This is a genomic window from Ruegeria sp. AO1, assembly GCF_056535985.1.
This window is the reverse complement of record NZ_JBQFJC010000001.1, coordinates 2,053,037-2,072,812: the sequence shown is the minus strand read 5'-3', so window position 1 is coordinate 2,072,812 and position 19,776 is coordinate 2,053,037. Positions and strand designations below refer to the sequence as shown.

The following is a 19,776-nucleotide window of genomic DNA, read 5'->3' as shown; positions in this document are numbered from 1 at the left end:
AGAGAGCATATGGCTGCCCAGAACGGAAAAGACCTGTTGGTCAAAGTGGATATGAACGGCACCGGCCTGTTCGAGACCATCGCGGGCCTGCGCGCCACGCGGATCAGTTTCAATGCGGAAAGCGTGGATGTCACTAGCCTGGAAAGCCAGGGCGGGTGGCGCGAGCTGCTGTCGGGGGCGGGGGTCAAATCGGCCTCGATCTCGGGCTCGGGCGTGTTCAAGGATGAAGGCACGGATGAGCGTGCGCGTCAGCTGTTCTTTGACGGTGAGACGCCCGGGTTTCAGGTGATCATCCCCGATTTCGGCATCGTTGAAGGCCCGTTTCAGGTCAGCAGCATCGAATATGCGGGCTCGCATAACGGTGAGGCGACCTATGAGATGAGCATGGCAAGCGCTGGTGCGCTGAGCTTTACGGCGCTCTGATGGCCAATCAGTGGACGGGCGAGGTGGCGCTGACCATCAATGGGGAGCAGCGGGTGCTCAAGCTGACTTTGGGTGCTTTGGCGGAATTGGAACAGGAACTGCAGGCCGGGTCTCTGGTCGAGTTGGTGCAGCGGTTTGAGGGTGGAGGGTATTCCAGCGGCGATGTGCTGGCGCTGATCGTAGCGGGGCTGCGGGGTGGTGGTGCGCGGGTCACTCGCGATGACCTGCTGCATGCCGAGATCGCGGGCGGGCCGATGGCGGGGGCCAAGGCAGCGGCAGAACTGCTGGCGCGGGCCTTCATGGTGCCCGAGTGAGCGGGTTCGACTGGCCCGTGCTGATGCGGGCCGGGTTTCTCGGCCTGCGCCTGACGCCGGATCAGTTCTGGCGTCTGACTCCGGCCGAGCTGCGGCTGATGCTGGGGCAGGGCGCGGGGATGCCTGCGATGAACCGGGCGGGGCTGGATGCGCTGCTGGTGGCCTATCCGGACAGAACACAAGGAGAGCGTGATGACGGATCGTGAGGGTTTTGACGACCTACAGGAGCGGGGAGAGGCGCTAGGCGATGCGCTTGGGGATGCCGCCACGATGGCTTCGGCGTTTGATGGCCAGATGCGGCGGATCAAGGCTGCGTTTGAAGAAACCGGAAAGGATGTGGCCACGCTGGAGCGCGGCATGTCCGGCGGGCTGCGCAAGGCATTTGATGGCGTGGTGCTGGACGGGATGAACCTGTCGGGCGCGCTGGATGTGCTGAAGAATTCGATGATCCGCACGGCGTATTCGGCGGCGATCAAGCCGGTGACGGATCACTTTGGCGGCATGCTGGCCAATGGGGTGGGCGGTTTGGTGCAGGGCATTTTGCCGTTTGCCGATGGCGGCAGTTTTTCCCAAGGCAGGGTGATGCCGTTTGCCAATGGTGGCATCGTCAGCAGCCCGACTATGTTCCCGATGCGCGGTGGCACCGGGCTGATGGGTGAGGCGGGTCCCGAGGCGATCATGCCGCTGGCGCGCGGCGCAGATGGCAAGCTGGGCGTGCGGACACAAGGCGGGGGCCGGGCGGTGAATGTGGTGATGAATATCTCCACACCCGATGTGCAGGGATTCCGCCGCTCGCAAGGTCAGATCGCGGCGCAGATGAGCCGCGCCTTGGGCCGTGGCAATCGCAACAGATAAGAGGAGCAGGGTATGAATTTCCATGAGGTGAGATTTCCGGCCAGCCTGAGCTTCGGCTCGGTTGGGGGACCTGAGCGGCGCACGGATATTGTGACGCTGGCCAACGGATTTGAGGAACGCAACACGCCCTGGGCGCATTCGCGCAGGCGCTATGATGCGGGTCTGGGGATGCGGTCGCTGGACGACGTCGAGACGTTGATCTCGTTCTTTGAGGCGCGGCAGGGGCAGATGTTTGGATTCCGCTGGAAGGACTGGTCGGATTTCAAGTCGGGCGCGGCAACGGCAGAGGTCGACAAGGGCGATCAGGTCATCGCGCGCGGCGACGGAGAGCGTACCGAGTTTCAACTGGTGAAAACCTATAGCTCGGGCGGGGTCAGCTATGTGCGACCGATCACCAAACCCGTCCTCGGTACGATGCGTTTGGGTCTGGATCAGGATGCCATGCGTGAAGGTGTCGACTATGAGGTTGATCTGGCCCGTGGGGTGGTCACATTCGTGGCCCCTCCGCCCGAACAGGTCGAGATCACGGCGGGGTTCGAGTTTGACGTGCCGGTGCGGTTCGACACCAACAAGATTCAGACCAGCGTGGCCAGCTTTCAGGCCGGGGATGTGCCGAATGTTCCCGTGGTCGAGGTGCGCGTCTGATGAGCGGGGATACTCAGGCACTTCAGGCCCATCTGCAAAGCGGTCTGACCACTGTGTGCCGTTGCTGGGCGATCACCCGCAAGGATGGTCAGGTCTTTGGCTTCACCGATCATGACATGGAGCTGCGGTTCGACGGGCTGACCTTTCGCGCCAGCACCGGCCTGACCGCAGCCGCCATCGAGCAGGCCACCGGGCTGTCAATTGACAATTCCGAGGCGATGGGCGCGCTGTCCAATGCCTCGGTCCGAGAGGATGATATCGAGGCCGGTCGTTTCGACGGGGCCGAGGTGCGCGCCTGGCTGGTCAATTGGGCCGCGCCAGAGCAGCGTGTGCTGCAGTTTCGCGGCTCGATTGGTGAGCTGCGGCGGGCGGGCGGAGCCTTTCATGCAGAGCTGCGCGGGCTGACTGACCTGCTGAACCGCCCGCTGGGACGGATCTACCAAAAGCCCTGCACGGCTGTATTAGGGGATTCCGCCTGCCGATTTGCCGTAAGCCAGCCCGGTTATCAGGTCGAGGCTGAGGTCTCCGGTTTTGACGGAGGCACGTCGCTTCGGCTGCTCGGCGGGACCTCCTCCGACGAAGCCTGGTTTGAACGGGGGCGGCTGGATGTGATCTCAGGCACGGCAAATGGGCTATGGGGGTCGATCAAGCAGGACCGTCGGACGGAAGACGGGCGCGAGATCACCCTGTGGGCCAGCATCGGTGGTGGATTGGCCGTTGGAGACCAGGTGCGCCTGACCGCTGGCTGCGACAAGCGGATGGAGTCCTGCCGGTTGAAATTCAACAATTTTCTGAACTTTCAGGGCTTTCCGGATCTTCCGGGCGAAGACTGGGTGATGGCCGTGCCAAAGAAAGGCAACGCGAATACAGGCGGAAGCAGACGATGACGAAAAGCAAGCAAGAGATCGTGGACACTGCAAGCGCATGGCTTGGCACGCCTTATGTGCATCAGGCCTCGGTTCGCGGGGCGGGAACGGATTGTCTGGGCCTGCTGCGCGGTGTCTGGCGCGAGGTGATCGGGCACGAGCCCGAGGCGGTTCCCCTCTACAGCATGGACTGGTCCGAACCGCAGGGTGAAGAACGCATGTGGGCAGCTGCGCGCAGGCACCTGAGCGAAAAGCCCTCAGCTGAAATGGCCGCCGGAGATGTGCTGCTGTTCCGGATGCGGGACAGCGGTGTTGCTAAACATCTGGGTATTGTCAGCAGCATCGGCGAGGTGCCGCGCTTCATCCATGCCTATTCCGGACATGGCGTTGTTGAAAACGCCCTGAGCGACCCCTGGCGCCGCCGGGTGGTCGCCTGTTTTGAATTCCCGTTGGAGGGTCGCTGATGGCTACTATTCTTCTTTCCGCTGCAGGGGCTGCGCTGGGCGGCTCGATCGGCGGCACGGTGGCCGGTCTGTCCACCGCCATCGTCGGCCGGGCAGTTGGGGCCACGCTGGGCCGCGTGATCGACCAACGCATGATGAGCCAATCGGTCATGGGCAGCGGCAGCGAAGTGGTCGAGACCGGTCGCATGGACCGTTTCCGCCTGACCGAAACAGCCGAGGGCGCCCCCGTCACCACTGTCTTTGGCCGTATGCGCGTAGGCGGCCAGGTGATCTGGGCCTCGGACTTTCTGGAGACCCGGACCACGAGCACGCAATCCTCAGGCGGGGGCGGCAAGGGCTCGCCGAAACCGCCCAAGGTGACGACGACCACCTACAGCTACTCGATCTCTCTGGCGATTGCGGTTGGCGCGGGCGAGATCGCCGATGTTACCCGCGTCTGGGCCGATGGTGAGGAGCAGGAGCGCGCGAGCCTGAACATCCGTGTCTATCAAGGGACACAGGATCAACTCCCCGATCCCCTGATCGAGGCCGTCGAGGGCACCGGCAATGTCCCGGCCTATCGCGGTACGGCCTATGTGGTGATTGAGGATTTCCAGCTGGCGTCCTTTGGCAACCGGGTGCCTCAGTTCTCGTTCGAAGTGGTGCGCCCCACACAGCCCGAAATGCCGGACCATGTGTCCGCGCTGGGCCAGATCGTCAAAGGCGTGGCGCTGATGCCGGGCACTGGCGAATATGCACTGGCCAGCACTCAGGTGAACTATTCCCAAGGACGCGGGCGCAGTTGGGCGGCCAATGTTAACTCGGCCTCGGGTGAGCCGGATCTGATCACCTCGACCAAAGCGCTGGCGCGTGAGTTGCCGGGCTGCGAAGCGGCCTCCCTGATTGTGTCGTGGTTCGGAAATGACCTGCGCTGCGGTGAGTGTCAGATCACACCCAAGGTGGTGCGCGATGACATTGATGGTGTGAACATGCCCTGGGTCGTGTCGGGCCTGCGGCGCAACACGGCCCAAGTGGTCCAGCATCAGGATGACCGACCCGTTTACGGTGGCACTCCGGCGGATGGCGCGGTTGTGCAGGCGATCCAGCATCTGAAGGAGGGCGGCAAGGATGTGATGTTCTACCCGTTCATCCTGATGGATCAGTTGCAACAGAACGGCTTGCCCGATCCATGGTCGGATGGCGAGCAGCCGCATCTGCCCTGGCGTGGACGGATCACGCTGGACGTGGCTCCGGGGCGCGACGGGTCGCCGGATCAGACAGCCGCCGCCGACGCGCAGGTGGCCGCGTTTTTCGGGGCGGCTCAGGTCAGCGACTTTGGCATCAGCGCGGGGCAGGTGACCTATTCCGGCCCGGAGGAGTGGGGGCTGCGTCGGTTTATCCTTCACTATGCCACCCTCTGCCAGATTGCAGGTGGCGTAAGTTCCTTTTGCATCAGTTCCGAAATGCGCGGCCTGACGCAAATTCGCGGAGAAAACGGCTTTCCTGCCGTAGAACAACTGTGCCAGCTGGCTGCGGACGTGCGCCAAATTCTCGGGCCGGATACCAAGATCGGCTACGCAGCGGATTGGAGCGAATACTTCGGCTATCAACCTTCGGGGACAGGAGACAGGTTCTTTCACCTCGACCCCCTTTGGGCGGATGACAATATCGACTTCGTCGGTATCGATAACTACATGCCTCTGTCCGATTGGCGCGATGGTGAAGACCATCAGGATGCCGATGCCGGGTCGATCTACAATCTGGACTACCTGCGCGCCAATGTCGAAGGTGGCGAAGGTTATGACTGGTACTACGCCTCGCCAGAAGAAGCCGAGGCGCAGATTCGGACTCCGATCGAAGACAGCACCCATGATGAGCCGTGGATCTGGCGCTACAAGGACCTGCGCAACTGGTGGTCGAACTGGCATCACGAACGGATTGATGGCGTCCGGCAGAACGCCCCGTCGGACTGGGTGCCAGGGTCCAAGCCGATCTGGTTTACGGAGCTGGGCTGCGCGGCCGTGGATAAGGGTACCAACCAGCCGAACAAGTTTCTCGATCCTAAATCCTCGGAATCGAGCCTGCCGCCGCATTCCAACGGCCTCAGGGATGACTTCATTCAGGTTCAGTATCTGACTGCAACACTGGGCTACTGGTCCGAGCCGCAGAACAACCCGGTATCCGAGATTTATGACGGCCCGATGCTGGACCTTTCCAACGCCTATGTCTGGGCCTGGGACGCGCGTCCTTATCCCACCTTTCCGAACCTGCGAAGCCAATGGGACGATGGCGAAAACTACGCCCGAGGGCATTGGCTGAACGGCCGATCCGGCGCGCGCACGCTGGCCTCGGTGGTGACCGAGATCTGCCATGGGGCAGGGGTCACGGATATTGATGTCTCGCAGCTTTATGGCGTGGTCCGGGGCTATGCGGTCGAGGATGTCTCGGACGCACGTTCGGCGTTGCAGCCGTTGATGCTGCGCTATGGGTTTGACGCGATCGAACGGGACGGTGTCCTGCGGTTCCAGACACGTGACGGCTTTGGTGCTGTGACGCTGGGCCCGGATCATCTGGCTGTCAGTTCCGATCTCGACGGTACTGTGGAATACCGCCGCGAGGCCGAGGCCGAGATGACCGGACGCGTTCGCCTGCGCTTTGTTCAATCAGACGCCGATCACGATCTGGTCGCGGAAGAGGCCGTGTTGCCCGACGCACAGACCCATGCGGTTGCGGTCAATGAGATGCCCCTGTCCATGACCCGCGCCGAGGGTCGTCAGACCGCCGAACGCTGGCTCAGCGAGGCCCGCGTGTCCCGCGATACCGCCCGGTTTGCCCTACCGCCCTCCCTGTTGCATCTGGGTGCCGGAGATGTGGTTCGCCTGTCTGAACAGGACGGTAGCGCGTTTTTCCGTATCGACCGGCTGGAGAAAGCCGACCTGCAACTGGCCGAGGCGGTGCGGATCGAGCGTGGAGTCTACACGGCTAACGGATTGCAGGATGACCCGGTTGCGATCCGGCCCTTCGTCGCCCCGGTACCGGTGGCGCCTGTGTTCATGGACCTGCCTCTGTTGACGGGGACAGAAGCTCCGCACGCGCCGTATCTCGCCGCATCGGCCGATCCTTGGCCTGGCAGCGTCGCCGTTCATGCGTCGTCCCGAGATGAGGACTATGCGCTGCGCGACGTCATTGCAGATCAGGCGGTGATGGGTTTTACCGAAACGCCGCTGCATCGCGCCTCAGCAGGGATCTGGGATGAGGGCGCGCCCCTGCGGGTCAAACTGATTGACGGCATTCTGGAGTCCCGTCCGCGTTTATCCATGCTGAACGGGGCCAATTTGGCGGCCATTGGTGACGGAACACCGGGCAATTGGGAGGTGTTTCAGTTCTCCGACGCCGCCCTGCAAGAGCCGGGCGTCTATGCCCTGTCCGACCGTCTGCGTGGTCAGCTGGGAACGGACGCCCTGATGCCCGACGTCTGGCCCGAAGGATCAACTTTCGTCCTGCTGGACGAACGCGTTGCGCAGACCAGCCTGTTGCCAAGCGAACGGCGCGTGGCGAGGCACTTTCGGATCGGCCCGGCCTCGCGCGGGTATGACGACCTATCCTATGAGTATATGGTTGAGGCTTTCGACGGGAACGGCTTGCGCCCCTATGCGCCGGTGCATGTGTCTGTGCAGACCAAGTCGGATGAGGATGCGTTCAATTGGATCAGGCGAACGCGGATCGAAGGGGACGACTGGGCGGGGCTGGACGTCCCACTGGGTGAGGAAAGCGAATCCTACCTCATCCGTGTGCGGGCAAATGGGGCTTTGATCCGCGAAGAGATCGTGCCTGAACCGCGCTGGGCCTATACCGCAGCCGTGAAGTCCGCTGATGGCCTGACAGGTGGATATGCGGTCGAGATCGCGCAAATCTCGGCCACATATGGTGCTGGTCCGGCCGCGCGCATTCAGGTCGCGTAAGACCTTTGCGCTCCGTCCTCCACGGAGATGTCAGTGCTGCGGCACGCGCCTTGTTGGCCGTGCCGCAGCGCAGCCGCCGATCGCTTTGTATCAAGATGGTGGCCGAGGCCGAACTGGCCGACCTCCATGTCCAGCGCACCGGGCGGCTGCACCCGGACTATGGCAACGGATCCCTAATGACAGCCGCCCGCACGCGGGTACTGGCGGATGAACCGAGCTTTGATGATCCAAACTATTGCCAGTGTTTTGGGATGGTTTTGCGCCAGTTGATACGGCATCAGGCTCGGAAGACGCAGGGCTAGCATCTTGTAGTACCAAGAGGTGAAGGCATCCTCCTGGAACACATTCATTTTGGTTAAGTTACAGATCACGGGTTTGCGTTTGGCGTTTTTACCACTAAATGGCATGCTAGGCGCAGCAAAGGATCAAAGCCATGTTTGAAAAGCGCAGCCACGTGACCCCCGTTGACCCGGTCTGGAACCGGATCACGACCGAGGCCCATACCGCCGTTGAACAAGAGCCGCTTATGGGCGGGCTGGTGCATGCCTGTATTCTGCATCACCGCAGTCTTGAAAGGGCATTGTCGTACCGAGTGGCGGCCAAGTTGTGTTCGAACGAGATGTCGATGATGGTCCTGCGTGAGATCGTGGACGAGGCCTACGCCGACGACCCAAGCTTGATTGAGGCTGCGCGCGCCGACCTGATGGCCGTCTATGAGCGCGATCCAGCTTGCCACCGTCTACTGCAGCCGATCCTTTATTTCAAAGGTTATCAGGCGATGCAGGCGTATCGTGTGGCACACTGGTTGTGGCGCAAGGGACGGCATGATTTGGCCTATTTCTTCCAGATGCGGTCGTCTGAGATTTTCGGCATCGACATTCACCCCGCCGCCAGGATTGGCAAAGGGATCATGATCGACCACGCCCATTCCATCGTGATTGGTGAGACTGCTGTGGTTGGTGACAATGTCTCGATGCTGCATTCTGTTACGTTGGGCGGAACCGGCAAGGAAGAAGAGCAGCGCCACCCAAAGATCGGTGATGGAGTTCTGATCGGTGCCGGTGCCAAGGTTCTTGGCAATATTGAGGTCGGCCACTGCAGCCGGATCGCCGCCGGATCGGTGGTGCTACAAGAGGTTCCCGCCTGCAAGACAGTCGCCGGCATCCCGGCCAAAATCGTGGGGGAGGCGGGGTGCGATCAGCCCTCGATCTCGATGGACCACATGCTGGGCAAAGACCAATAAACCTCAGTTCGAGCGGTTGTTCATTCGGTTCAACCGCTCCTGTCGCCTTTGCTCCCGCCGTGCCTTGCGCTCGTCAATGCGTTGCTGGCGCTCAGCCTTTTGCTGGGCGATGACAGCAGGATCACTGGATTTGAACCTGGAGTTTTCGCCCGGATAACTGTTGGGTTTCGCCAGCGCCGTGTCAGCCGCAGTTGCGGACGCGACAACGACAAGCAATATCTTAGTAAAATCAAAAAAGCGCATGGGCCACCTTTGGTTTTTAAAACCGTCTTTTAGAAGGTGGGAAAGTGCGGTTGCTGCGACAACCTTTTGGGTGATCACACTTGCTCACATCGTGGCCGTGATCGCGAGAGCACCCGCCGAGGTCATACCCCGGCGGGTAGAATTTGATCAGGCTAGCATGACCATCGGATTCTCCAGGTTTTCGACGATGGCTTGCAGCAACTGTGCCCCAAGCGCGCCGTCGATAACCCGGTGATCCACCGACATCGTGACGGACATCACGGTGGCGACCGTCAGCTCTCCGTCTTCGCCTACTATCGGTTTCTTCAGGCCTGTGCCGACCGCAAGAATGCCTGCATGCGGCGGGTTCACGATGGCGTCGAAGTTGTCGATGCCGAACATGCCGAGGTTCGAGACTGCAAACGTGCCGCCCTGGTATTCATGCGGAGCCAGCTTGCGTTCCCGGGCACGACCAGCAAGGTCCTTCATCTCGGTCGAAAGGGCAGACAGAGACTTGGTGTCGGCATCCTGCAGGACCGGAGTGAACAGACCGCCTTCGATCGCAACCGCAACGGCCACGTCCGACGGTTTCAACTGCAGCACTCGGTCGCCTGCCCAGACGGCGTTGCATTCGGGTACCTGCTGCAACGCGTTGGCGACGGCTTTGATGATGAAGTCGTTGACGCTGAGCTTCACGCCACGGCCTTCCAGCTGCTTGTTCAACTGGCTGCGGAACTTGAGAAGCGCGTCCAGTTTGATATCGCGGCGCAGGTAGAAATGCGGGATGGTCTGCTTGGCCTCGGACAGGCGCGCGGCGATGGTCTTACGCATGCCGTCGAGCTTGATTTCCTCGTAGTCGCGAGTTTCGTACATCTTGGCCACGGCATCTGCCGACGGGCCAGCCGGTGCCGCCGCTGCGGGCGCGGCTGCTGCGGCAGGCGCAGGAGCGGCTGCTGCTGGTGCTGCGGTTGCGCTTTCGACATCCGCTTTGACGATGCGACCATGCGGGCCCGAGCCGGTGATCTGTGCCAAATCAAGGCCCTTTTGCGCCGCGATGCGACGGGCCAGCGGTGAGGCGAAGATACGACCGCCATCGGCTTTAGCCGGAGCTGCCGGAGCAGGGACGGGCGCCTCGGACGCCGCTGGCGCGGCAACCTCGTCGCCCGCGGCGGCTGCAGGCGCAGCCGCTGGGGCTGGGGCCGGTGCAGCGCCGATGTCATCGACGCTTTCGCCATCTTCCAGCAGGACTGCGATGGCAGTGTTGACCTTGACCCCTTCGGAGCCTTCCGGGATCAGAATCTTACCAATGGTGCCTTCGTCAACAGCCTCGAACTCCATCGTGGCTTTGTCGGTTTCGATCTCGGCCAGCAGGTCGCCGGAGGACACGGTGTCGCCCTCGTTGACCAGCCATTTGGCAAGGGTGCCTTCCTCCATGGTCGGAGACAGGGCGGGCATTAGGATTTCGGTGGGCATTTCAGCGCTCCTCAATCAGAGTAATTTGGTCAAAGGGCGCCTTGGGGCGCCCGGTGCCGCGTGCGAGCGTCGCAATCGCGGCCTCGATTTTTTCTTTGTTCTCTGCCATCCAGACATAGGCGGTCTGGTGCGAGGGGCGCGCGCCTATCAACCGCATATCCGCCGCCAGTCGCTCGGGCACAAGCGCCCGTACGATGCGGTTGTCGATGTCAATCTCGACACGGTAGCATTCGGTTGCTGGATCGCGGCCCCTGATCTCCATTACCGGTAGGTCACCTGTTTGACGGCAGCGATCACCTCATCCGTGGTGATTAGGGCCAGTTTTTCGAGGTTCGCGGCATAGGGCATCGGAACATCCTTGCCCGTGCAGTTGATGACCGGCGCATCGAGATAGTCGAACGCTTCCTGCATCACGACCGAGCTGATGTAGCTACCGACCGATCCTTGTGGCCAACCTTCTTCCACAGTCACGAGACGGTTGGTCTTCATCACCGAGTTGATGATCGCGCCTGTGTCCATCGGTCGGATAGTGCGCAGGTCGATGACCTCGGCGCTGATGCCCTCTTCGGCCAGTTTGTCGGCGGCTTCGAGGGCATACTGCATGCCGATGCCGAAGCTGACGATGGTCACGTCCGAGCCTTCGCGCCAGATGCGGGCCTTGCCCAGAGGAATGGCTAGGTCATCCACTTGCGGCACGTCGAAAGTGCGTCCGTAGAGGATTTCGTTTTCCAGGAAGATCACCGGGTTGGGGTCGCGGATCGCCGATTTCAGCAGGCCTTTTGCGTCGGCGGCCGAGTATGGCATCACGACTTTCAAACCAGGGATCTGCATGTACCATGCGGCGTAGTCCTGAGAGTGCTGCGCGGCCACGCGGGCGGCGGCACCGTTGGGACCACGGAACACGATCGGGCAGCCCATCTGGCCGCCGGACATATAGAGCGTCTTGGCGGCGGAGTTGATGATCTGGTCAATCGCCTGCATTGCGAAGTTGAAAGTCATGAACTCGACGATGGGTTTCAGACCACCGAAGGCTGAACCAACCGCGATACCGGCAAAGCCATGCTCCGTGATCGGGGTGTCGATCACGCGTTTGGGGCCGAATTCGTCCAGCAGACCTTGGCTGATTTTATAGGCGCCCTGATATTCGGCGACTTCTTCACCCATCAGGTAAACGTCTTCGTCGCCACGCATCTCTTCGGCCATCGCATCGCGGAGCGCTTCGCGGACAGTCTCGGTTTTCATTTCCGCGTCAGCTGGCCAATCGGGCGACAGGTCCACGACCGGAGCGGCCGGGGCGGCGGCTGCGGGAGCGGGGGCCTCAACCGCCGCAGGGGCGGCCTCGGTCACCGCTGCGGCTGCGGGGGCAGCCGCGGGCAGGGCGGAGGCATCTTCGCCTTCTTCAACCAGGATCGCGATGGGGGTGTTGACCTTGACCCCCTCGGTGCCTTCTTCGATTAGGATTTTGCCGACTATGCCTTCGTCAACGGCCTCGAACTCCATCGTGGCCTTGTCGGTTTCGATCTCGGCCATGATGTCGCCGGAAGATACGGTGTCGCCTTCCTTGACCAGCCATTTAGCCAGCGTGCCCTCTTCCATTGTAGGCGAAAGGGCGGGCATGAGAATTTCGGTTGCCATGTCTTATTCGTCCTCTCAGGCGTAGATATCTGTCCAGAGCTCTTCGACGGAAGGCTCGGGGCTTTCTTTCGAGAATTCGGCGGCCTGGTTGACGACCTCTTTGATCTCTTTGTCGATCGCCTTCAGGTCATCTTCGGTCGCGTGTTTGCCGGTCAGCAGCAGCTCGCGCACATGTTCGATCGGGTCGCTTTGCTCGCGGACCTTCTGAACTTCTTCGCGGGTTCGGTACTTGGCCGGGTCGGACATTGAGTGGCCACGGTAGCGGTAGGTTTTGACCTCAAGGATGTAGGGGCCTTTGCCTGCGCGGCAGTGCGCGACGGCTTTCTCGCCCGCGGCTTTGACCGCCAGAACATCCATGCCGTTGACCATTTCGCCCGGGATACCGAAGGCCTGACCACGGTGATAGATATCCGCCGAAGAGGTCGAGCGCGCCTGGGCGGTGCCCATAGCGTATTGGTTGTTCTCGATCACGAAAACCACGGGAAGTTCCCAAAGGGCTGCCATGTTGAATGTCTCGTAGACCTGACCCTGGTTGGCGGCGCCGTCACCGAAATAGGTGAAGGTCACGCCACCGTTTTCCTTGTATTTATCAGCGAAGGCCAGACCCGCGCCCAGCGGGACCTGAGCGCCAACGATACCGTGGCCGCCGTAGAAATGCTTCTCTTTCGAGAACATATGCATCGAGCCGCCTTTGCCCTTAGACAGGCCGCCCTCACGCCCGGTCAGTTCGGCCATGACGCCGCCCGGATCCATGCCGCAGGCCAGCATGTGACCGTGGTCGCGATAGGATGTGATGCGTTTGTCGCCTTCCTTCGCAGCAGCCTCAAGGCCGACAACAACCGCTTCCTGTCCGATGTAGAGGTGGCAGAAACCACCAATCAGACCCATACCGTAAAGTTGCCCCGCCTTTTCTTCGAATCGACGGATCAACAGCATTTCGCGGTAGTAGGTTTTCAGCTCTTCCGCAGAAACGTTTGGTTTCTTTGTGGTTTTTCGCGCAGCCATTGTGGCGATCTCCCCCTTTCGGACAGATAGTTTAGCGTTAAACTATCTTTTAGAGCATTTCTTGCGATCTGGCGAGCGTAAATATGACGCAGCGTAGCTTTGCGCAATTCGTGCAGGGGGAGGAAGGGTTAGCGGATGACGATTTCATCCGCGCGGATCATGCCCAGTACGGATCGGGCCTGTTGATCCAGTAGGTCGAGATCAAGGTAATTGTCCGAAAGACGGCGGGTGAGGTTTTCCATCTCGGCAATCTCAGCTTTGAGCGCCGCGAGGTCGCGTGACAGGGCGTCCCGTTCCGCCGAAATCTCAACCCGTCGGAACAGGCCATAGTCTCCTTGCACGGCGGCAAAGGTGAAATATACACCCAGCATAAAAGCCACCGAAAAGAAAAAAACTGCGCCCAAACCGGGCCGATGGGAACGGGACACTCTGTTGACCGCCGTATGAAGTCTGCCTCAATAACGGGCCCTTTATGGGCCTCTGATTGCACTATGTCACAGGTGATTCGGGATGTGAATCCCCTGATTCGCAAAAATTGCGTGGTTGAGTCAGATTGTCTTACGGCACGCGTGGAAGCGCGCGGCGATGATCACTGCTCCAAAGCTGCGACGCCGGGCAGGGTCTTGCCCTCCATCCATTCCAGGAAAGCTCCGCCTGCGGTCGAGATATACGAGAAATCCTTGGCCGCGCCCGAAGCATTCAGGGCAGCAACCGTATCCCCGCCACCTGCGACCGAGATCAACTGACCCGCGCGTGTCAGCGCAGCGGCTTTGAGGGCGGCGGCGTTGGTGGCGGCGTCAAACGGCTCCAACTCGAACGCGCCGAGCGGGCCGTTCCAGATCAGGGTCTGGCTTTTGCCGAAAATCTCGGTGATGGCGGCAACACTTTCGGGACCTGCGTCTAGGATCATGCTGTCTGGAGGGCACTGATCAGCGGGCAGAACCTGATGCGGCGCGTTTGCTTCGAATTTCTCGGCGACCACCACATCAACGGGCAGCACGATGGTGCAGCCGGAAGTTTCGGCCTTGGCCAGGATTTCTTCGGCGGTGTCTTTCATCGCGGTTTCGGCCAGCGATTTTCCGACATCGACGCCCTTGGCGACAAGGAACGTGTTTGCCATGCCGCCGCCGATGACCAGATAGTCGACCTTGTCGATCAGGTTGCCCAACAGCTCCAGCTTGGTCGACACTTTCGCGCCACCCACAACGGCTGTCACGGGGCGTTTAGGTGCGCCCAGAGCGCCCTCCAGCGCCTCAAGCTCGGCCTGCATCAGGCGACCGGCGCATGCAGGCAGCAAACGGGCCAGCGCCTCGGTCGAGCTGTGGGCGCGGTGAGCGGCCGAGAACGCGTCATTGCAGTAGACATCGCCCAGACGCGCCATGCCAGAAGCCAGATCGGGATCGTTCTTGGTCTCAGCCGCGTGGAAGCGGGTGTTTTCCAGCAGCAGAACCTGACCGGGCTGCAGGGCTTCGGCGGCCAGTTCCGCCTCAGTGCCCACGCAATCGGCGGCGAACAGGACCTTCGCCCCGAAAGCAGACTCCAAGGTCGGGACAAGTTGGTTCAGCGACAGGCTTTCACGACGCTCACCGCCAGGACGACCGAAATGGGCCAGCAGGATGGGTTTGCCACCGGATGCCAGAATGTGCTGCACCGTGGGCACAATACGCTGAATACGGGTGGCGTCGGTCACAACACCGTCAACGACCGGCACGTTGATATCCACACGCACCAGCACGCGTTTGCCGTTCAGGTCCATATCGTCCAGTGTTTTCCAGCCCATCGCGCAATCCTCGTGTTTTGATACCCTTTGGGCGGTTCTTTTCCTGCATTTTGCCCTCAGGTCAATGCGTCACTTGGCATTCAGGCGCTTGGCGCATAGGTATTTGCGCAAGACAAACGACAGGAGGGCCAGATGGCCGAGATCAAGGATCCCGAAAACACAATCATCATCGAGCTGAAAGACGGCAATGTCGTCATTGAGCTGCTGCCCGACGTGGCGCCTCTGCACAGCGCCCGGATGAAGGAACTGGCCCGTGGAGGCGAGTATGACAACGTGGCCTTCCACCGAGTGATTGACGGCTTCATGGCCCAGACCGGCGACGTCCAGCACGGCGACATGGAAGACGGGTTCAACATCCGCATGGCGGGCACAGGCGGGTCGTCTCTTCCGAACGTTCCGGCGGAATTCTCGAAACTGCCGCATGACCGTGGAACTCTGGGCGCTGCGCGCTCGCAGAACCCGGATTCGGCAAACTCGCAGTTTTTCATCAACTTCAAAGATAACCACTTCCTGAACGGTCAGTATACGGTCTATGGCCGCGTGATCGACGGGATGGAGCATGTAGACGCAATTGTACGGGGTGAGCCGCCTGCGAGCCCGGACCGCATGATCAGCGTCAAGGTAGCGGCAGATGCATAAGCTCGCCGCCGCTTTTGTCCTGCTGGCCAGCCCCGCGCTGGCCACCGGGCTGCAGATCGAGGTTGAGGGTGAGGCCAATGGCACCATCACCGTCGACTTGTTTGAAGATGTCGCTCCCAAGCACGTGGAACAGATCACCGCGCTCGCCAACGCGGGTGAATATGACGGCGTCGTCTTCCACCGCGTGATCGAAGGGTTCATGGCCCAGACCGGAGACGTTCAGTTCGGCAACCAGACCAAGGGCAGCTTCAACGCTGCGAATGCAGGTCGTGGTGGCTCGGACCGTCCCGACCTGCCGGCCGAGTTCTCGGACATCACCTTTGATCGCGGTGTGGTCGGCATGGCGCGGTCTCAGAACCCCAACAGCGCGAACTCGCAATTCTTCATCATGTTCGAGCCGGGACCGTTTCTGGATGGCCAGTACACCGTTGTCGGTCAGGTCACGGACGGGATGGACGTAGTTGATGCGATCAAACGCGGTGCGGGTCAGAACGGTGCCGTTGTCGGCCAGCCTGACGCGATGAAAAAGGTCACAGTGACCGAGTAACGAAAAACCCCGGCGCAGGCCATGCGCCGGGGTTTTCTTGTGGGCTAGGGACTGAAATCAGTCGTCGCCCATTGCTTTCCAGATCAACGCACCGATAGCGCCCCCGATCAGCGGGGCGACCCAGAACAGCCATAGCTGTGCAAGGGCAGGACCATCCGCAAACAGGGCCACGCCCGTTGACCGCGCCGGGTTGACCGACGTGTTGGTGACAGGGATCGAGATCAGGTGGATCAGGGTCAGCGCCAGACCGATGGCGATAGGGGCAAAGCCCGCAGGCGCTCTGCTGGAGGTCGCCCCCAGAATGATCACGATGAAGAACGCGGTCAGCACGATCTCGATCACCAAGGCGGACATCATGGAATAGCCTTCGGGTGACGCCTCGCCATACCCGTTTGAGGCGAACCCGCCAACACCTTCAAATCCGGGCGCGCCGCTGACGATCACGTACAGCACCACCGCTGCTGCAATTGCACCCAGCACCTGCGCGACCCAATAAGGCAGCAGGTCCTTGGCGGGGAAGCGCCCTCCGATCATCAGGCCGAGGCTGACCGCGGGGTTGAAATGCCCGCCCGAGATATGGCCCACCGTATAAGCCATGGTCAAAACGGTCAGGCCGAAGGCGAAGGATACACCAAGCCATCCTATGCCAACATCAGCGACCCCTGCCGCCAGAACTGCGCTGCCGCAGCCGCCCAGAACCAGCCAGAACGTGCCGAAGAATTCGGCCATGAGTTTTGATGACATGAATAGTCCTCCGTAAATCAATGAGGACCAGAGTAATTCAAAAACTGTGATTTGTGAAACTAGCGTTTGGGGGAATTTTCACGGTGTGCAAGTCAGTTATGCACTTCACCCCATGCTGCGGGATCGAGATTGAACAGCGCGGACAGCTGTTCGTAGACCTGAGGCACTGCCTTTTGCAGGGCGTTAGGACGCTCAAAAAACACCTCGACCGAGACGGCGAAGAACTCCTCATGGCCCTCGGCTCCGTAAGGATCGATGACGGTGCGATGCCCGGCCTCTACTGCTTTGACATGGTCGGAATAGGCCGTCAGGAAGACATGTTCCCACTCGGCATAGCTCTGCCCCTTTGCAAGGACCGGAATGCCGTTGGTGCCGCCCGACAGGTCGTCGATCTGATGCGCAAACTCGTGGAACACCACGTTGTGCCCGTCATGGTCATTCATCGCGCCCTGCTTGCTATGCGCCCATGACAGGATCACCGGCCCACGATCCCAGCTTTCGCCGGTTCGGATGATTTCCTTCTCGGTTACGACATAGCCGCTGCGCCTTTTCTGCCGAGACTTGAACGCGTTGGGATAGATCAGAACGGTTGTCAGGTTGTCGTACCAGGTGTCGGTGTTCACCACGAGCAGGCAGGCTTGCGCGGCGATGGACAATTGCATCTCATCGGTGACTTCCAGCCCGTCGCAGCCGTAAAAGCTCACCTGCTCGAGAAACAGGTTGATCTTGCCATCCAGTTTCTCACGTAGGTCGGCGGGAACACGTTGGAGGATGGGGACCAGTGCCGCGATGATGCGCCGGTCGTCTTCGCTCAATGGCTCGGCCAGAAGTGCTGCGCGCGCCTTTTTCTTGGACCAGGACCAATACAGAATCGCGGCTGCGACGGCTGCGACAAGAGCAAAAAACATCCACATGGGCAGAGTTTATCTGGATCAGTTCAAGCTTGGAACTGGATTCAGAGGAACGCATGCAGTTGAATCGAAAACGCCGCAGGATGGCCTGCGGCGTTTCAAAAATCCGGGTTGGATTTGCTCTACTGTTTGACTTCCGCAGCCGGGTTGGCACCCGGTTTTGCGCCGCGGCCAGGGTTCAGGGGGTCGTCCTGACGCTGAACCGAGCCTTCGAAATGCGCGCCGCTTTCGATGGCGATGGTCTTGTGGATGATGTCGCCTTCGACCCGTGCGGTCGAGGTCAGGCGGACCTTCAGGCCACGCACGCGACCCACGATGCGGCCGTTGACCACGACGTCGTCTGCAGTGACTTCGCCTTTGATGGTCGCGGTTTCGCCGATGGTCAGCAGATGCGCGCGGATGTCGCCTTCGACAGTGCCTTCAACCTGAATGTCACCGGTTGTCTTGATGTTGCCGGTGATGTGCAGGTCCGAAGACAGGACCGATGCGGGTGGCTTCGGCTTGGGCGCCGTGCTGGCCTTAGGTTCGGAAGGTGCAGGGGCCGCCGGAGTCGCCGGAGCAGCAGGTTTTGCCGCCTCAGAATCCTTGGATGCGGGTTCGTTGATTTTGCTCTTAGAAAACATTTCTCGCAGCCTTGATGTAAGTCATTGGGTTTACAGGTTTTCCGTTCACGCGCACCTCATAGTGCAAATGCGTGCCGGTGGACCGTCCGGTGCTACCCATATCAGCAATATGATCCCCGCGCGAGACCCTTTGGCCGACCTTCACACGGATCTTGGTGTTATGAGCGTAAAGTGTCTCAATCCCGAAGGCGTGTTTGATCCTCACAAGGCGTCCAAAGCCGGACTGCCAGCCGGCATGGGTGACCACGCCGTCTGCAGTTGCAAAGATATCGGTACCCTGAGGGCCCGCGAAATCGACGCCGTTATGCATCCGGCGTCCGCCCGTTTTGGGGTCGCGACGAGAGCCGTAGCCGCTGGTAAACCGCACAGCGGAATGAACCGGGTTCGCAAAGGGCGCTTTTTCGGCCGCCAGACGATACAGGTTCAACTGATCCATTTGTTGCAGAAGCTGGTTTGCGCGCACCTCGTCGGCGGAGATGTCACTCTCCTCGCCGCGGGTGCTCAGGGATAAAGGGGTCAGCGGACCGCCCATACCGCTATACCCGCGTCGCACCTCTTCGATGATGCGGTCCGTGGGCATGCCCGCCTGGCGGAACATCTTGTCCAGAGGCTCGATCGAGATCACCATCGCCTCTTCCAACTGGCGGAAAATCTCGTCACTGCGTTCCTGCATCAGCCGGATTTCCAGCTCCAGATCATCGCGCTGGTCCAGAGCATCACGCGCGTCGGCTGCGATCTGATCCCGCTCTTCCGCGGTTCGGGTCAAAGCGTCTGTCATGAATTCCATCTGCGCTGGGGCCGAGGCGGCCACGACGTAGGAGTCCGGTGTATCCGCATCCTGTTGCATCTTCGCCAGCTCGCCACGGGCCTCTTCGCGTTGCTTCATCGTGGCGCGCAGGGTGGTCTGGATCACCTCGATTCCGGTTTCCAACTCGCGCCGACGGTTTTCCGATGCCAAAAGCTCAGACTGCATCGCCGAGACCTGCGTCAGTGCAGCGTTGAACCGGTCCTGCGCGGCCAAGGCTTCCTGCGCGCGGGCGTCACGCTCGGCGGACAGGATGTTGAGGCGTTCTTGATAGGTGGCCTGATCGCGTTTGGCTTGCTCGCGGAAGTTGCCAGATCCGATGCTGTCCATCAGCAGAATCGCAGTGGCGACCGCGGTCCAGCCAACCATCACTGCAACACCGGCCACCGCAGCGATCTGCGTTTCCGAGCTGAGCCGGATGTACCGTGTGTCTTTGTCAGATTTCAGAAAAACCCGGCGTTCCGGGAAATGCCGTTCGAGCAGCGAGTGAAATTTTATTGCCAGACGTGTTCTCACGCGTCTTACCTCTCATCCCCAAGATCGGGACCGGTCGTGGTGCAATAGCCGTCCCTTGGACGGGATGCTTAATAGGGTCTCAGCATTCGGGCAAGTTTGTTGACCAATTTGTCGTCGAAGGTGCA

Annotated in this window: 23 protein-coding genes; 12 read left to right on the top strand and 11 right to left on the bottom strand. The window is 60.7% G+C overall.

The window, feature by feature from the left end; all coding sequences use genetic code 11:
- Positions 1-9: 9 nt before the first annotated feature.
- The 10 genes from ACR3FB_RS10230 to cysE all read left to right on the top strand — a co-directional run bounded on the left by ACR3FB_RS10230 (position 10) and on the right by cysE (position 8,751).
- Positions 10-423 (top strand): phage major tail protein, TP901-1 family, encoded by a 414-nt coding sequence (locus tag ACR3FB_RS10230; protein WP_170374021.1) that lies wholly within the window; start codon positions 10-12, stop codon positions 421-423.
- A complete protein-coding gene (locus tag ACR3FB_RS10225; RefSeq protein WP_480564066.1) occupies positions 423-737 on the top strand; it encodes a gene transfer agent family protein in 315 nt (104 codons plus the stop codon). The genes ACR3FB_RS10230 and ACR3FB_RS10225 overlap by 1 nt, the downstream gene beginning before the upstream one ends.
- On the top strand, positions 734-943 hold the full coding sequence (locus ACR3FB_RS10220; protein ID WP_480564068.1) for a rcc01693 family protein: 210 nt from the start codon (positions 734-736) through the stop codon (positions 941-943). Before ACR3FB_RS10225 ends, ACR3FB_RS10220 begins: the two co-directional genes overlap by 4 nt.
- Entirely contained in the window at positions 930-1,592 is a 663-nt protein-coding gene (locus ACR3FB_RS10215; RefSeq protein WP_480564070.1) for a phage tail tape measure protein, read from the top strand. Before ACR3FB_RS10220 ends, ACR3FB_RS10215 begins: the two co-directional genes overlap by 14 nt.
- Positions 1,593-1,604: 12 nt before the next feature.
- Positions 1,605-2,237 (top strand): phage distal tail protein, Rcc01695 family, encoded by a 633-nt coding sequence (locus tag ACR3FB_RS10210; RefSeq protein ID WP_480564072.1) that lies wholly within the window; start codon positions 1,605-1,607, stop codon positions 2,235-2,237.
- Positions 2,237-3,124: a DUF2163 domain-containing protein gene (locus tag ACR3FB_RS10205; RefSeq protein ID WP_480564074.1), complete on the top strand. Its 888-nt coding sequence runs from the start codon at positions 2,237-2,239 to the stop codon at positions 3,122-3,124. Before ACR3FB_RS10210 ends, ACR3FB_RS10205 begins: the two co-directional genes overlap by 1 nt.
- Positions 3,121-3,567, top strand: coding sequence for an NlpC/P60 family protein (locus ACR3FB_RS10200; RefSeq protein WP_480564076.1), 447 nt, complete (start codon positions 3,121-3,123; stop codon positions 3,565-3,567). Before ACR3FB_RS10205 ends, ACR3FB_RS10200 begins: the two co-directional genes overlap by 4 nt.
- Complete coding sequence (locus tag ACR3FB_RS10195; protein WP_480564078.1) at positions 3,567-7,508, top strand: baseplate multidomain protein megatron; 3,942 nt, start codon at positions 3,567-3,569, stop codon at positions 7,506-7,508. The genes ACR3FB_RS10200 and ACR3FB_RS10195 overlap by 1 nt, the downstream gene beginning before the upstream one ends.
- Before the next feature lie 5 nt (positions 7,509-7,513).
- The gene (locus tag ACR3FB_RS10190; protein ID WP_480564080.1) at positions 7,514-7,810 is read left to right on the top strand and encodes a DUF7742 family protein; all 297 of its coding nucleotides are present in this window, start codon (positions 7,514-7,516) and stop codon (positions 7,808-7,810) included.
- A 131-nt stretch (positions 7,811-7,941) separates the two neighbouring features.
- Positions 7,942-8,751 carry a serine O-acetyltransferase gene (gene cysE, locus ACR3FB_RS10185; RefSeq protein WP_170374012.1) on the top strand — a complete coding sequence of 270 codons (810 nt, stop codon included), beginning with the start codon at positions 7,942-7,944 and terminating at the stop codon, positions 8,749-8,751.
- A gap of 3 nt (positions 8,752-8,754) precedes the next feature.
- Here cysE and ACR3FB_RS10180 read toward each other — a convergent pair whose 3' ends face one another.
- The 7 genes from ACR3FB_RS10180 to ACR3FB_RS10150 all read right to left on the bottom strand — a co-directional run bounded on the left by ACR3FB_RS10180 (position 8,755) and on the right by ACR3FB_RS10150 (position 14,866).
- The gene (locus ACR3FB_RS10180) at positions 8,755-9,072 is read right to left on the bottom strand and encodes a hypothetical protein (RefSeq protein ID WP_480564082.1); all 318 of its coding nucleotides are present in this window, start codon (positions 9,070-9,072) and stop codon (positions 8,755-8,757) included.
- A 69-nt stretch (positions 9,073-9,141) separates the two neighbouring features.
- Entirely contained in the window at positions 9,142-10,446 is a 1,305-nt protein-coding gene (locus ACR3FB_RS10175) for a pyruvate dehydrogenase complex dihydrolipoamide acetyltransferase (RefSeq protein WP_480564084.1), read from the bottom strand.
- 1 nt (position 10,447) lies between these two features.
- Positions 10,448-10,708 carry a hypothetical protein gene (locus ACR3FB_RS10170; protein ID WP_170374009.1) on the bottom strand — a complete coding sequence of 87 codons (261 nt, stop codon included), beginning with the start codon at positions 10,706-10,708 and terminating at the stop codon, positions 10,448-10,450.
- Positions 10,708-12,081 carry a pyruvate dehydrogenase complex E1 component subunit beta gene (locus ACR3FB_RS10165; RefSeq protein ID WP_425082999.1) on the bottom strand — a complete coding sequence of 458 codons (1,374 nt, stop codon included), beginning with the start codon at positions 12,079-12,081 and terminating at the stop codon, positions 10,708-10,710. The genes ACR3FB_RS10170 and ACR3FB_RS10165 overlap by 1 nt, the downstream gene beginning before the upstream one ends.
- A 15-nt stretch (positions 12,082-12,096) precedes the next feature.
- Positions 12,097-13,086: a pyruvate dehydrogenase (acetyl-transferring) E1 component subunit alpha gene (gene pdhA, locus ACR3FB_RS10160; protein ID WP_170721817.1), complete on the bottom strand. Its 990-nt coding sequence runs from the start codon at positions 13,084-13,086 to the stop codon at positions 12,097-12,099.
- Between the two features lie 128 nt (positions 13,087-13,214).
- Positions 13,215-13,514, bottom strand: a complete 300-nt coding sequence (locus ACR3FB_RS10155) for an FtsB family cell division protein (RefSeq protein ID WP_170458795.1) — start codon at positions 13,512-13,514, stop codon at positions 13,215-13,217.
- A gap of 161 nt (positions 13,515-13,675) precedes the next feature.
- Positions 13,676-14,866, bottom strand: coding sequence for a phosphoglycerate kinase (locus tag ACR3FB_RS10150; RefSeq protein ID WP_480564087.1), 1,191 nt, complete (start codon positions 14,864-14,866; stop codon positions 13,676-13,678).
- Between the two features lie 132 nt (positions 14,867-14,998).
- On the opposite strand from ACR3FB_RS10150, the gene ACR3FB_RS10145 reads away from it, so the two are divergent.
- Both ACR3FB_RS10145 and ACR3FB_RS10140 read left to right on the top strand, forming a co-directional pair.
- Positions 14,999-15,505, top strand: a complete 507-nt coding sequence (locus tag ACR3FB_RS10145) for a peptidylprolyl isomerase (protein WP_170374004.1) — start codon at positions 14,999-15,001, stop codon at positions 15,503-15,505.
- Positions 15,498-16,052, top strand: a complete 555-nt coding sequence (locus ACR3FB_RS10140) for a peptidylprolyl isomerase (RefSeq protein ID WP_170374003.1) — start codon at positions 15,498-15,500, stop codon at positions 16,050-16,052. The genes ACR3FB_RS10145 and ACR3FB_RS10140 overlap by 8 nt, the downstream gene beginning before the upstream one ends.
- A 57-nt stretch (positions 16,053-16,109) precedes the next feature.
- On the opposite strand, the gene aqpZ is transcribed toward ACR3FB_RS10140, so the two are convergent.
- From aqpZ to ACR3FB_RS10120, 4 genes are all read right to left on the bottom strand, one after another.
- A complete protein-coding gene (gene aqpZ / locus ACR3FB_RS10135; RefSeq protein WP_480564090.1) occupies positions 16,110-16,796 on the bottom strand; it encodes an aquaporin Z in 687 nt (228 codons plus the stop codon).
- Positions 16,797-16,888: 92 nt separating this feature from the next.
- Entirely contained in the window at positions 16,889-17,704 is an 816-nt protein-coding gene (locus ACR3FB_RS10130; protein ID WP_480564093.1) for a M90 family metallopeptidase, read from the bottom strand.
- A gap of 125 nt (positions 17,705-17,829) precedes the next feature.
- Positions 17,830-18,330 (bottom strand): bactofilin family protein, encoded by a 501-nt coding sequence (locus ACR3FB_RS10125; protein ID WP_170374000.1) that lies wholly within the window; start codon positions 18,328-18,330, stop codon positions 17,830-17,832.
- Complete coding sequence (locus tag ACR3FB_RS10120; protein WP_480564096.1) at positions 18,320-19,651, bottom strand: DUF5930 domain-containing protein; 1,332 nt, start codon at positions 19,649-19,651, stop codon at positions 18,320-18,322. The genes ACR3FB_RS10125 and ACR3FB_RS10120 overlap by 11 nt, the downstream gene beginning before the upstream one ends.
- Positions 19,652-19,776 lie beyond the last annotated feature (125 nt).